This is a genomic window from Pseudomonas sp. TE24901 (assembly GCF_054058375.1).
Genome location: NZ_JBSSAF010000014.1, coordinates 41,360 through 54,223, shown reverse-complemented (window position 1 = coordinate 54,223; position 12,864 = coordinate 41,360). Strand labels below are relative to the sequence as shown.

The 12,864-nt window shown below is 63.9% G+C and carries 10 protein-coding genes; 9 read left to right on the top strand and 1 reads right to left on the bottom strand.

The window, feature by feature from the left end; genetic code table 11:
* Positions 1 to 58: 58 nt before the first annotated feature.
* The 9 genes from ACVWVP_RS24690 to ACVWVP_RS24650 all read left to right on the top strand — a co-directional run bounded on the left by ACVWVP_RS24690 (position 59) and on the right by ACVWVP_RS24650 (position 12,454).
* Positions 59 to 1,621 (top strand): ABC transporter substrate-binding protein, encoded by a 1,563-nt coding sequence (locus tag ACVWVP_RS24690; RefSeq protein WP_259175607.1) that lies wholly within the window; start codon positions 59 to 61, stop codon positions 1,619 to 1,621.
* A 2-nt stretch (positions 1,622 to 1,623) separates the two neighbouring features.
* The gene (locus ACVWVP_RS24685) at positions 1,624 to 2,565 is read left to right on the top strand and encodes an ABC transporter permease (protein WP_178923745.1); all 942 of its coding nucleotides are present in this window, start codon (positions 1,624 to 1,626) and stop codon (positions 2,563 to 2,565) included.
* Positions 2,562 to 3,440: an ABC transporter permease gene (locus ACVWVP_RS24680; protein WP_178923743.1), complete on the top strand. Its 879-nt coding sequence runs from the start codon at positions 2,562 to 2,564 to the stop codon at positions 3,438 to 3,440. The genes ACVWVP_RS24685 and ACVWVP_RS24680 overlap by 4 nt, the downstream gene beginning before the upstream one ends.
* The gene (locus tag ACVWVP_RS24675; protein WP_457408534.1) at positions 3,437 to 5,080 is read left to right on the top strand and encodes an ABC transporter ATP-binding protein; all 1,644 of its coding nucleotides are present in this window, start codon (positions 3,437 to 3,439) and stop codon (positions 5,078 to 5,080) included. The genes ACVWVP_RS24680 and ACVWVP_RS24675 overlap by 4 nt, the downstream gene beginning before the upstream one ends.
* Positions 5,081 to 5,190: 110 nt before the next feature.
* Positions 5,191 to 6,444: an OprD family porin gene (locus ACVWVP_RS24670; RefSeq protein ID WP_178923739.1), complete on the top strand. Its 1,254-nt coding sequence runs from the start codon at positions 5,191 to 5,193 to the stop codon at positions 6,442 to 6,444.
* Between the two features lie 196 nt (positions 6,445 to 6,640).
* On the top strand, positions 6,641 to 7,759 hold the full coding sequence (locus tag ACVWVP_RS24665; RefSeq protein ID WP_457408532.1) for a succinylglutamate desuccinylase/aspartoacylase family protein: 1,119 nt from the start codon (positions 6,641 to 6,643) through the stop codon (positions 7,757 to 7,759).
* A 144-nt stretch (positions 7,760 to 7,903) separates the two neighbouring features.
* Positions 7,904 to 9,097: an ornithine--oxo-acid transaminase gene (gene rocD, locus ACVWVP_RS24660; protein WP_457408530.1), complete on the top strand. Its 1,194-nt coding sequence runs from the start codon at positions 7,904 to 7,906 to the stop codon at positions 9,095 to 9,097.
* A complete protein-coding gene (acnA, locus tag ACVWVP_RS24655; RefSeq protein ID WP_457408527.1) occupies positions 9,094 to 11,748 on the top strand; it encodes an aconitate hydratase AcnA in 2,655 nt (884 codons plus the stop codon). Before rocD ends, acnA begins: the two co-directional genes overlap by 4 nt.
* On the top strand, positions 11,741 to 12,454 hold the full coding sequence (locus ACVWVP_RS24650) for a transporter substrate-binding domain-containing protein (protein ID WP_457408525.1): 714 nt from the start codon (positions 11,741 to 11,743) through the stop codon (positions 12,452 to 12,454). The genes acnA and ACVWVP_RS24650 overlap by 8 nt, the downstream gene beginning before the upstream one ends.
* On the opposite strand, the gene ACVWVP_RS24645 is transcribed toward ACVWVP_RS24650, so the two are convergent.
* Positions 12,440 to 12,802: an NUDIX hydrolase gene (locus ACVWVP_RS24645; RefSeq protein ID WP_178923728.1), complete on the bottom strand. Its 363-nt coding sequence runs from the start codon at positions 12,800 to 12,802 to the stop codon at positions 12,440 to 12,442. The two genes, ACVWVP_RS24650 and ACVWVP_RS24645, sit on opposite strands and share 15 nt — an antisense overlap.
* Positions 12,803 to 12,864: the final 62 nt, after the last annotated feature.

Below are 12,864 nucleotides of genomic sequence, written 5' to 3'. Positions count from 1 at the left end.
TTGGGTCCTGCCAGCGTCCGAACTCCATGCGTAAGGAATCTTTAAGGTGCAGTTATCCATGAACAAGACTTTTATCCTGGCAGGCGCCTTGTCTGCGGCACTGGTGGGCACTGCCCATGCTGAAAGTGTGTTGAAGGTGGCGCTCAACGCTGACATCCGCAGCACCGACCCGGGTGTGAACCGCGACACCAACTCCGATGCGGTGATCATGCACATCACCGAAGGGCTGGTGGCCTTCCGCGAAGACGCCACCGTCGGCCCGCTGCTGGCGAAGGACGTGCAGGTGTCCGACGACGGCCTGCGCTACACCTTCCACCTGCGCGACGGGGTGAAGTTCCAGAATGGCAAGCCGCTGACCTCCGCCGAGGTGCTGTGGACCTGGAAGCGCTTCCTCGACCCCAAGACCCAATGGCGTTGCGCGCCTGAATTCGATGGGCATGGCGGCGCAAAGATCGTCGACATGAGCGCCCCGGACCCGCTGACAGTGGTGTTCACCCTCGACAAGCCCAACGGCCTGTTCCTCACCAGCACCGCGCTGCCTGAATGTGGCGGCAGTGGCATCCTGCACCCGGACTCTGTGGCGGCCGACGGCAGCTGGAAAGCCCCGATCGGCACCGGCCCGTTCCGCTTGGGCGACTGGAAGCCCGGTCAATATGTCGAACTGCTGCGTAACGCCGACTACAGCGCCCGCGATGAAAAAGCCCCCGACGGCTACACCGGTAACAAGAGCACCACCCTTGATCGCGTGCGCCTGCTGGTGATCCCGGACCCGGCGGCAGCCAAGGCGGCGCTGCTGTCGAAGAACGTTGACCTGCTGATCGACGTCACCCCGCTGGACGCCACCGAACTGGCGGCCAACCCGAATGTGCGGGTGACCTCCAGCGGCACCATGTCGGTCAACGCCTTGCTGTTCCAGACCCGCGACCCGCTGCTCAAAGATGTGCGCCTGCGCCAGGCCATCGCCCATGCGCTGGACTCGGCGCAAATCGTCGAAGCCCTCACCGGCGGGCGTTCCAAGGCCAACAACTCGATGGTCGCCAGCGGCAGCCATTACCACACCGCCGTCGAGGACCAGGGCTTTGCGTTCGACCCGGCCAAGACTGCGCAACTGCTGCGTGAAGCCGGCTACAAGGGCGAGCCGATCAAGCTGATCGTCAACAAACGCTACGCCGCGATCTTCGACATGGGCGTGTTTGTGCAAGCCATGGCCAAGGCCAGCGGCATCAACCTGGAGCTGGAAACCCTGGAGTGGGGCACCCAGTTGGAACGCTACCAGAGTGGCAATTACCAGATGATGGCCTTCCCGTATTCCGAGCGCCTCGACCCGGCCCTGAGTTTCGACTCGATGACCGGCGACAAGGACAAGGAAGCGCGCAAGGTCTGGGACAACCCCGACGCCCGTCACTGGCTGCGTGAAGCCCAGCGCGAAGGCGACATCACCAAGCGCCAGGCGCTGTTCGACCAACTGCACCAGCAGATGATCAAGGACGTCCCGATGATCCCGATGTACAACGGCAACGCGATTGCCGCCAGTCGTGACTACGTCAAGGGCCTGCGCACCTGGCCGGTGTCCAAGCCGCGCCTGTGGACCGTCAGCGTCCCCAACTCCGGGAGTAATTGAGGATGTTCCGTTTTATCTCTCAACGCCTGGCCATGTCGATTCCGACCTTGCTGCTGATCTCGCTGATGGTCTTCGCGATCATCCGCCTGGTACCGGGTGACCCGGCGTTGCTGATGCTCGGCGACATGGCCGATGCCCACAGCCTGGAGGTGGCGCGTGCGTCCCTGGGCCTGGACCAGCCGTTGCCGATGCAGTTCCTGATCTGGTTCAAGGCGGTGCTCAGCGGCGACCTCGGGCATTCGATCACCACCAACGAAGCGGTGCTGCCGCTGATTCTCGACCGTTTCCAGGTGAGCGCCGGGATTGTGTTGGTCTCGGTGTTGCTGGCCGCCCTGATTGCGGTGCCGGCGGGCTTGCTCGCTGCTTGGAAACAGGACAGCGCGCTGGACTTTGGCGTGGTGTCGACCGCTACCCTGTTGCTGTCGATTCCCAGCTTCTGGTTGGGCCTGCTGTTGCTCTATGCGTTCGGCATCAAGCTGGGCTGGTTGCCGGTGGTGGGGTACGTGTCGTTTGGCCAGGCGCCATGGCAGGCCTTGAGTTTTATCGTGCTGCCGATTGTCACCCTGACGCTGGTGGAGCTGGGCGCGATTACCCGCATGGCCCGGGCCAGTGCGATTGAAGTGCTGCGCCTGGAGTACATCACCCATGCCCGTGCCAAGGGCCTGTCAGAGCGTGCGGTGTTGTGGCGGCATGCGCTGCGCAACTCGTTTGCACCGACGCTGACCCTGATCGGCCTGATCCTGGGCAACCTGCTCAGCGGTATCGCGGTGCTGGAAACCGTGTTCACTCTGCCCGGCATCGGCCGCCTGATGGTCGACGCCATCTACGCCCGGGACTACCCGGTGCTGCAAGGCTGCCTGTTGCTGGTGACCTTTGTTTATGTGCTGGTCAACCTGTTGGTGGACCTGCTGTACCCGCTCTTCGACCCCAGGGTTAAGTTATGAATAAGCCGCTTCCTGTTGCACCCGAGGTGCTGTTGCCTGCACCGGTGCGTGCCCCCAGGGCCTGGCGCGTGCCGCCGTTGAACGCGCTGATCGGTGCGTTCCTGTTGGGCTTGCTGTTGATCATGGCCGCGCTCGGCCTGGTGTGGACGCCCCATGACCCGCTGGCGCTGAACCTGCTGGCGCGGTTGCAGGCACCGACCGCCGCGCATTGGCTGGGTACTGATGAATACGGCCGCGATGTATTGAGCCGCCTGATGATCGGCGCGCACACCAGCCTGTGGGTCAGTGTGTTGACCGTGAGCATGGCGATTATCGCCGGCACCTTCCTCGGCTTGCTGGCCGGCTTCCTGCGCGGCTGGGTCGACCGTGGCCTGATGATGATCAACGACGCATTGCTGGCGTTCCCGGGGATCCTGTTGGCCCTGGGCCTGATGGCGATCATCGGCCCGAGCCTGTACGGCATTGTGTTTGCCCTGAGCCTGGCCTACACGCCGTCGGTGGTGCGAGTGGTGCGCGGTACCGTGCTGTCGCTGCGTGAGAAAGAGTTCGTCGAAGCCTCCCGGGTGATCGGCAACTCCGAGCTGTACACCATGCTGCGCCACATCGCACCGAACTGCGTGGCCCCGGTGTGTGTGCTGGCTACCAGCATGTTCGGCTGGGCGATCCTCGCGGAAAGTGCGTTGAGCTTCCTCGGCCTGGGTGTGCCGCCACCGGCGGCGACCTGGGGCAACATGCTCGCGGCCAGCCGGCCGTATATCGCCACGGCCAGTTGGCTGGGGCTGTTTCCCGGTGTCTGCATCGCCATGGCGTTGCTGGCGTTCAACCTGTGTGGCGATGCCTTGCGTGACCGCCTTGATCCACGGATGAGTAAATGAGCATGCCTGACGTACTTTTGGCAGTCGATCACCTGAAAATCCGCGTCGGCGCCCACGGCCCTCTGGCGGTCAATGACTTGAGCTTCACCATCGCCCCCGGCGAGATCGTCGCCCTGGTGGGTGAGTCCGGCAGCGGCAAGACCATGGCCGCCCGCGCCGCCATCGGCCTGCTGCCGCCGCCGCTGGAACATTGTGGGGGCCAGGTGCGGTTCCAGGGCCATGACCTCAACAGCCTCAAGCCCGAGCAACTGCGCGAGCTGCGCGGGGCGAAGATCGGCATGGTGTTCCAGGAACCGATGGTGTCGCTCAACCCGTCCATGAGCATTGGCGAACAAATGGCCGAAGGGCTGCGCCTGCACACCAAGCTGACCGAGGCGCAGATTCGCGAACGCAGCCTGGAGATGCTCGGCCACATCGGCATCAAGGATGCCGAGCGTTGCCTGGCCGCATTCCCCCATGAGTTCTCCGGCGGCATGCGCCAACGCATCATGCTCGCTTCGGTGATGCTGCTGCGCCCGGCGCTGCTGATCGCAGACGAACCCACTACCGCCCTGGATTGCCTGGCGCAGCTGGACGTGTTGAAGCTGATGCTCGACCTGACCCGCGAACAGGGCACGGCGATTCTGTTCATCAGCCATGACCTGTCGCTGGTGGCGCGCTACGCCCACAAGGTGGTGGTGATGCGCGAAGGCCGTGCGGTGGAGCAGGGCACCATCGAACAGATCCTGCTGGCGCCGAAGGCCGACTACACCCGGCAACTGCTGGAGGCCCTGCCGCGTCGCGGGGTGCTGGCAGACTTGCCGCAGGCCGACGGCCCGCTGCTGACGGTCAAGGACGTGTGCATCGAGCATCCTGGCCCGCGCAGCCTTTGGGGGCGCACCGCGTTCAAGCGGGTGGTGCACTCGGCCAACCTGACCATTGCGCCGGGGGAAACCCTGGCCCTGGTGGGCGGCAGCGGTTCGGGCAAGACCACCCTCGGCCGTGCCATTGTCGGCCTGAACAAAGCCTGTGCCGGCGCCATCGAGTTCGAGGGCGTGGACATTCTGAAGTCCGGCAACCGCGAACATCGCCTGCAATGCCAGATGATTTTCCAGGACCCGTACTCGTCCCTCGACCCGCGCATGAAGATCGGCGACATCCTCGCCGAACCCTTGCGCCACGTGCCCGGCATGAGCGCCGAGCAGAAGCGTGAGCGGGTGGCGAAGACGCTGGTGGACATCGGCCTGGCCGAGCAGTTTGTCGACCGTTTCCCGCACCAGCTTTCCGGAGGCCAGCGCCAGCGTGTCGCGATTGGGCGCGCCCTGGTGCGCCACCCGCGACTGGTGATTGCCGATGAGCCGATCTCGGCGTTGGACATGACCATCCAGAAGCAGATTCTGGAGCTGTTCGAGCGTTTGCAGGCCCAGTACGGCTTTGCCTGTCTGTTTATCTCCCACGACCTGGCGGCGGTGGAGCGCATCGCGCACCGGGTGGCGGTGATGAGCGAGGGCAGGGTGGTGGAAATGGGCGCACGCGACGAGATTTTCGACCGCCCGCAACACCCGTACACCCGCAAGTTGCTGGCCGCCGCCAGCCCCTTGGAGAAGCTTGAAAACGGTGGCTACCGCATCCGCCAGGGCCCCGTACCGCTAGCGCTGTAACCAGGACTGACTTCACCCGCCGCGCAAATCAGCGATTTGCGCGAACGGCGAAGCCATGCCCGAAGAACAATAAAAACACCCCCAACCCCTCACTGCCAGGAGCTAAAAAAATGAAAAAATCCCTGACTCAATTCATCACCGGCGTAGGCGTCGTGAGCAGCGGGATGATCCCGTTCGCCGCCCATGCGGACTTCGTCAAGGACAGCAGCGGTACGCTGGAATTGAAGAACTATTACTTCAACCGTGACTACCGGGAAGCCGCTTCCCAGTCGATGCGTGCGGAGTGGGCCCAAGGCTTTCTACTCGGTATCAAGTCCGGGTTTACCGACGGCACCGTGGGTTTCGGCCTGGATGCAATCGGCATGCTGGGCCTGAAGCTCGACTCCAGCCCAGGGCTGTCCGGCACCGGCCTGTTGCAACGTGACAGCGACAAGCGCGCCTCCGACAGTTATTCCAAGCTGGGCGTGACCGCCAAGGCGCGCTTCGCCAAGAGCGAGCTGCGTGTGGGCTACCTGGTGCCGGACCTTCCGACCCTGCAACCCAACACCAGCCGGTTGTTCCCGCAGTCGTTCAGCGGTACGCAGCTGGTGTCCAACGACATCAGCAACCTCAAGCTCAGCCTTGGCCAGCTGGACCAGGCCAAGGACCGCGACTCCACCAACTACGAAGACATGAAGCTGACCACCGTCAGCAAAGTCTACAAAAGCACGGCCCTGAGCGATCAGTTCCGCTTCGCCGGTGGCGATTATTCGCTCACACCCAACACCTTGCTCAGCTACCACTACGCGGCGCTGGACAGCATCTACCACCAGCAATATGGCGGCTTCAAAAACAACTTCGGCCTGGGCCCCGGCACCCTGAAAACCGACGTGCGCTACTTCAAGGCGGACAAGGACGGCGCGGGCCTGGCGGGGAATGTCGACAACCGCGCACTGAGTACGCGCCTGACCTACCAATACGGCGGCCACAGCATCGGCGGCGGTTTCCAGCGCCAGTACGGCACCACGCCGTTTACCTACCTGGACGGTTCGATCACGTACCTGTTCACCGAGTACCAGTTCACCAACTTCACCCAGACCAAGGAACAGGCCTGGCACGCGCGCTACGACTACAACTTTGCCGACCTGGGCCTGCCAGGCCTGCTGATGGGCATCAAGTACGCCAAGGGTGATTCGGCCGAGGTGGTCGGTTTCAACGGCGAAGGCCGTGAATGGGAACGTGACCTGGACATCAGCTACGTGGTGCAGAACGGTCCGTTCAAAGGCGTGTCGATGCGTTGGCGCAACGCCCTGGCCAAGGGCAACTTCTACAACGACGTCAACGAGAACCGTGTGCTGTTGGGCTACACCCTGGCGCTCTGGTAGTCGACCCCTGTGGGAGCGGGCTTGCTGTGGCGAGCAAGCTTGCTTGCGCTGGGGTGCGAAGCGCCCCCAGAAAGTCTGCTCCCACACTGATCGGATTATCAGATCGAGATAGCTGTAGCCGCCCTTACGGGCGATCACCCGGTCTCGTTAGTATTTTTCTCAAGATCCATCACTCGAATATCGAGATTTCCGGTTTATGAAACTTAATCAACACCCCTTGCTGCAAGCGACACCGGGCACCCACAGGTACGTGGAAAGTGAGCATTACGGCGCGGCGGGTGCAGGTCGAAAAATCTATATTCAGGCGGCGCTGCACGCCGATGAAACCCCGGCGATGCTGGTGGCCGCGCAGCTGCGTCGGCACTTGGTGGCGCTGGAAAGTGCCGGGCGCCTGAATGCGCACGTTGTGCTGGTGGCAGTGGCCAACCCGGCGGGTCTGGGCCAGTACATCATGGGCGCCCCGAGCGGACGTTTTGAACTGGGCAGCGGGCGCAATTACAACCGGGGTTTCCCGGTGCCGTACCAGGCGATTGTCGGCAAGGTCGAACACCAGTTGGGCCAGGATATCCACGCCAACCGCGAGCTGATCCGCACTGCCTGGGGCGAATGCCTGCGCGCCGCCCAACCGATGGACGAATACCAGTCGCTGCAACAGACCCTGATGCTGCTGGCCCATGACGCCGACATCGTGCTGGACCTGCATTGCTCCCGCGAAGCGGCGATGCACCTCTACACCGGTGAGTCGGTGTGGCCGACCATCGAACCCCTGGCCCGTTACATCGGCGCCGAAGCTACGTTGCTGGCCACCGACTCCCAGGCCAATTCTTTCGATGAAGCGCTATACCTGTTGTGGGTGAACTTGCGCGAACAATTGGGCGAGCGTTTCCCGATCCCCGACAGCAGCATTGCGGTGACGGTGGAGCACCGTGGCCAGCGCGACGTCTCCTATGAGCTGGCGGAGCATGACGCCGCCGCCATTATTGATTACCTGACCCACCTGGGCGCCATCGAAGGCACGCCGCGCCCCTTGCCGGCCCTACGCAACCCGGCCACGCCACTGGCGGGCAGCGAGCAGTTCTACGCGCCAAGCGCGGGCGTGCTGGTGCACCGCGCCGCGGTCGGCAGCCGCATTGAGGCGGGGCAGGCGTTGTTCGACATCGTCGAGCCCCACAGCGGCCAGACCGTGACGGTCAACAGCCAGACCACCGGAGTGCTGTACATGCGCCGTGATGTGCGCTTCGTGAAACCGGGCGACCCGCTGGGCCGGGTCTCCGGTGCCACGCCGATTCGCAGCGGCAAGCTGCTCAGCGCGTGATCTTGCGGCCATGAAATGCAATTCACTGTGGGAGCTGGCTTGCCTGCGATAGCGGTACATCAGACAGACCGTTATCGCAGGCAAGCCAGCTCCCACAGTTGATCTTCATTGTTTGATAAACCTTCTTCTTGCAGGACACCCCCCATGCACTCCAACCCGGCAATCACCCTCGAAAACCGTTTCTGCGCCCATAACTATTCGCCACTGCCGGTGGTCATCGTCAAGGGCGAGGGCGTGTGGGCCATTGGCGATGACGGCAAGCGCTACCTGGACATGATGTCGGCCTATTCGGCTGTCAGCCACGGCCATGTGCACCCGCGTATCCGCGCCGCCGCCGTGGCGCAGATCGACAAGATCAGCGTGGTGTCACGGGCGTTCTACAGTGAGCCGTTGGGCAACTTCCTCCAGGCCCTGTGCCGCATTACCGGGTTTGACTCGGTGCTGCCGATGAACAGCGGCGCCGAGGCGGTGGAAACCGCGATCAAGGCCGCGCGCCGCTGGGGCTACCGGGTCAAGGGCATTGCCGCAAACCAGGCCAAAATCGTGGTGGCCGACAACAACTTCCATGGCCGTACGTCCACGATTGTCGGCTTCTCTTCCGAGCCGGATTACAAGGCCGATTTCGGCCCGTTCTGCAACGGCTTCACCGAAGCGCGCTTTGGCGATATCGACAGTTTTCGCCAAGCGATCACCGCCGACACCTGCGCAGTACTGATCGAGCCGATCCAGGGCGAAGCCGGTATCCGGGTGCCACCCGCCGGCTTCCTGCGTGCGCTGCGACAGTTGTGCGACGAGACCAACACCTTGCTGATCCTCGATGAAATTCAGTCGGGCCTGGGCCGTACCGGCAAGTGGTTTGCCTTCCAGCACGAGGGCATTCGCCCGGATGCGCTGATCCTTGGCAAGGCCCTGGGCGGTGGGATCATGCCGGTGTCGGCGTTTGTGGCGGACCACTCGGTGATGGACCTGTTCGATGCCGGCAGCCACGGCTCCACGTTTGGCGGCAACCCGCTGGCCGCCGCCGTTGGCCTGGAAGCCTTGAATGTGCTGGAAGAGGAAGGCTTGATCGATAAGAGCGCGACGCTGGGCCAGTACCTGGTGGAGCGCCTGGAGGCGATGAACGCCCCGGCGATCCGTGAGATTCGCGGGCGCGGTTTGTGGGTGGGCGTGGAGCTGGACCGCGATGCGCGGCCGATCTGCGAAGCGTTGCTCGCCGAAGGCCTGCTGACCAAGGAAACCCACGAAAACGTGCTGCGTATCGCGCCGCCACTGTCCATCACCCGTGAGGAACTGGACTGGGGCCTGGCCCGTATCGAGCGGGTGTTTGCAGCGCTATGAGCGACTTTCTCAACCACCTGACCATCGACCAGCAGCGCTACGCCTACATCGACCTGCATCAGCTGTTGACCCCGGCGCAGTTGCACCGGCTGCCGTACTCCCTGCGCATCCTGCTGGAGAACATCGCGCGTTGTGCGCCGGCATCCTTGCCACAGGTGCTGGCGCGGGCGACAGGGGTGGGGCCGGACTGCGAGGTGCCGTTCCAGCCCAATCGCCTGATGTTCCATGACACCACGTGCCTGCCAGCCCTGGCGGATTTTGCCGGGATGCGTGACGTGGTGGCGGAACTGGGCGGCGACCCGACGGCAGTGAACCCGTCGATTCCGGCGGTGCTGACCATTGACCATTCGGTGATCGTCGAGCACTACGCCGAAGCCGGTGCGGTGGACGCCAACCTGGACATCGACTTTCGCCGCAACAGCGAGCGCTACCGGTTTATCAAGTGGGCCCAGGCCAGCCTGGACAACTTCAAGGTGATCCCGCCGGGCACCGGGATCATCCATCAGATGAACATGGAGTCCATCGCCCAGGTGGTGTGGGAAAGCCCCACCGCCGACGGCGGTGTGCTGCTGCACCCCGACTGCATGGTCGCCACCGACAGCCATACGCCGATGATCAACGCCATCGGCGTGCTGGGCTGGGGTGTGGGTGGCCTGGAAGGGCAGGCGGCCATGCTCGGTGAGCCGGTGCCGATCCCGTTTCCCCAGGTGGTGGGGATTCGCGTCAGCAATGCCCTGCGCCCAGGCGTGACCGCCACCGACCTGGCGCTGACCGTCACCGAACTGCTGCGCCAGCGCAGCATGGTGGGCAAGTTTGTCGAATTCAGCGGGCCGGGCCTGTCGAACCTGACGTGGGCGGCACGCGGTACGGTGGCGAACATGGCGCCGGAGTATGGCGCGACCGTGGTGTTTTTCCCGTTCGATGACGAGACGCTGGCCTACTTGGAATTGAGCGCCCGACCGGCGCCGCTGCTGGCCAAGGTCTCGGCCTATATGGCGGCGCAATCCTTGTGGCGGCAGGCGGGTGAACCGGAGCCGCAGTTCGATGAGTTGATCGAACTGGACCTGGCGCAGGTCGAGCCCAGTGTCGCCGGACCCCATCAGCCGCATCAGCGCCAGTCGCTGGCGGGCGCCGGCGCGTCCTTCCACCGGCATGTGCAGGGTGAGCCAGGGCAGCAGTTCTTCGAGCCGTCGTTTGAGGCGCCGCTGACCCATGGCGCGGTGGTGATGTCGGCCATTACCAGTTGCACCAACACCGCCAACCCGGCGCAGATGATCCAGGCCGGGCTGTTGGCGCGCAACGCCCGTGAGCGTGGCGTGGGGCGCAGGCCGTGGGTCAAGACATCGCTGTCGCCGGGGTCGCAGGTGGTGGCGGACTACCTCGGCGAGGCCGGCTTGTTGGAGGACTTCTCCGCCCTGGGGTTTGACTTGGCGGGGTTCGGTTGCATGACGTGCATCGGCAACTCCGGCAGCCTGGAGGCGCATGTCGAGGCGTTTGCCGGGCAGGGGCTCAAGGGCGTGGTGGTGCTGTCGGGCAATCGCAATTTCGAAGGCCGGGTCAACCCCCGGGTGCCCGCCGGATACCTGGCCTCGCCGGCACTGTGCGTGGCCTATGCGATTGCGGGCAGCATCGACATCGACCTGTCCTCCCAGCCATTGGCGCTGGATGACCGGGGCCTGCCGGTGTACCTGCATGACCTGATGCCCAGCGATGCCGACGTGGCCGCGCTGGTGGCGCGGGTGGTGCGCCCGCAGGTGTTCCGGCAGCGCCAGGACTTGCTCTGGCGCGGCACCCACCATTGGCAGGCGCTGGAGGCCGATGGCAGCGTGCAATTTGCCTGGAACCCCGATTCCACCTACCTGCGTCGCCCGCAGTATCTGGTGGGTGTGCAACCCCGACCGGTCAACCGCCTGGCCCTGAGCAATGCGCGGGCGTTGGTGGTGCTTGGCGATAACGTAACCACCGACCATATCTCGCCGGCCGGCACCATCCCGGCCCACAGCCTGGCCGGTGCCTGGCTGCGTGAGCGTGGCGAGGCCGAGGCGGACTTCAACCAGTATTCGACTCGGCGCAGCAACCATGAAGTGATGGTGCGCGGTGCCTTCACCAACCCGTGCCTGAACAACCTGCTGGACCGCACCCAAGCACCGCGCCAGGGCGTGTGGGCCTGGAATGCCGATCACAGTGAATACCTGCCGCTGTACCTGGCAGCGCACAGCTACGCGGGCACGCCGACGGTGTTGTTTGCCGGGGTCAACTACGGCGCCGGTTCCAGCCGCGATTGGGCGGCCAAGGTGTTGAGCTTGCTGGGGGTCAAGGCCGTGGTGGCGCGCAGTATCGAGCGTATTCACCGCAGCAACCTGATTGGCATGGGCGTGTTGCCGCTGGTGTTTGCCGAGGGCGCTTCGGTGCAGGACTTGCAGCTCGACGGCAGTGAGCGGTTGACGTTCCTGGGGCTGGAGACCCTCCAGGTGGGTGAGAACCCGATCACCCTGCTGATCGATCGCGCTGACGGCAGTGTGTCCCACTGTGCATTGGCCTTGCGCCTCGACTCGCAGCAGGAGCTTGGGTACCTTGAGCACGGTGGGGTCTTGCCATTCGTGATTCGCAAGACCGTGCAACGAACCCGCCAAGGAGCACTCGATGGTTGACCCACGTGTCATGCAACAACTGGCCCCTGAGGGCGTGCTGCGCGCCGCGATCAACTTCGGCAACCCGGTACTGGCGCAACGCGGTGCAGGTGGCGAACCCCAAGGGGTTTCGGTGGAACTGGCCAAGGCGTTGGCCGAGGTATTGGGCGTCGAACTGCAATTGATCACCTTCGAGGCGGCGGGCAAGGTCTTCGCCGCCTTGGCCGAGGATGCCTGGCGTGTGGCATTCCTGGCGATCGAGCCGGTGCGCGAGCAGGAGATTGCCTTCAGCGCGCCTTACGTGGAGATCAAGGGCACGTGCCTGGTGGCCATGGATTCGTCCCTCACTCACGTCGCCCAACTGGACGCACCGGGCCGGCGCATCGCCGTCGGCCAGGGCGCCGCCTATGACCTGTATTTGAGCCGTACGCTCAAGCATGCGGAACTGGTGCGTGCGCCCACTTCGGCGGCGGCGGTGGACTGGTTTGTCGAGCAGGAACTGGATGCGGCGGCGGGCGTGCGGGATTTCCTGCGTACCCAGGTCAGTGCGCAACGGCGCCTTTTGGAAGATGACTTCATGACCATTCGCCAGGCCATGGCCGTACCGGTGGCGCATGCAGCCGCTGCCGCGTTCGTCAAATCCTTTGTCGAACGGCAGATCGCAAATGGCAGTGTGAAGCGGGGGTTGCTGGCCAGCGGCCAGAGTGCTGAGTTACAGGCGACGTAGGAAGGCTTTGACGATGTGGCGGGTGGCGTCGGTGGTGTCCAGTTCATCCATGGCGCCATAGGGATGCCACTGGCAATCGACTATTTCGTTGCAAGGTTTTGCATCGGTGATGTTTACCACTGACGCTTCGAACACGTGGTGGACGGTGTCGCGGGCTTTCAATTCCTGCAAATACAACAGGCCGTCCACGTTCAATCCGGTTTCTTCCTGCAGCTCGCGTTCAGCCGCGCCGACCGCGCGCTCATGGCGTTCGACCTTGCCGCCCGGCAACGCCCATTTCGATCTGGCCTTGCGCACGAAGAGGATGTGCCCCTCGTGTTCGCAAATGACCGTTGCCCTGATTTTCATCGTGTCTGCCCCTGCACGGGATGAATGTCATAAAAGTGTAATGCAATTGTCATGCTCAGTGG

Coding starts and splice junctions, on each gene's coding strand:
- ACVWVP_RS24690 (WP_259175607.1), top strand. CDS start 59: ATGAACAAGACTTTTATCCTGGCAGGCGCCTTGTCTGCGGCACTGGTG.
- ACVWVP_RS24685 (WP_178923745.1), top strand. CDS start 1,624: ATGTTCCGTTTTATCTCTCAACGCCTGGCCATGTCGATTCCGACCTTG.
- ACVWVP_RS24680 (WP_178923743.1), top strand. CDS start 2,562: ATGAATAAGCCGCTTCCTGTTGCACCCGAGGTGCTGTTGCCTGCACCG.
- ACVWVP_RS24675 (WP_457408534.1), top strand. CDS start 3,437: ATGAGCATGCCTGACGTACTTTTGGCAGTCGATCACCTGAAAATCCGC.
- ACVWVP_RS24670 (WP_178923739.1), top strand. CDS start 5,191: ATGAAAAAATCCCTGACTCAATTCATCACCGGCGTAGGCGTCGTGAGC.
- ACVWVP_RS24665 (WP_457408532.1), top strand. CDS start 6,641: ATGAAACTTAATCAACACCCCTTGCTGCAAGCGACACCGGGCACCCAC.
- rocD (WP_457408530.1), top strand. CDS start 7,904: ATGCACTCCAACCCGGCAATCACCCTCGAAAACCGTTTCTGCGCCCAT.
- acnA (WP_457408527.1), top strand. CDS start 9,094: ATGAGCGACTTTCTCAACCACCTGACCATCGACCAGCAGCGCTACGCC.
- ACVWVP_RS24650 (WP_457408525.1), top strand. CDS start 11,741: ATGGTTGACCCACGTGTCATGCAACAACTGGCCCCTGAGGGCGTGCTG.
- ACVWVP_RS24645 (WP_178923728.1), bottom strand. CDS start 12,802: ATGAAAATCAGGGCAACGGTCATTTGCGAACACGAGGGGCACATCCTC.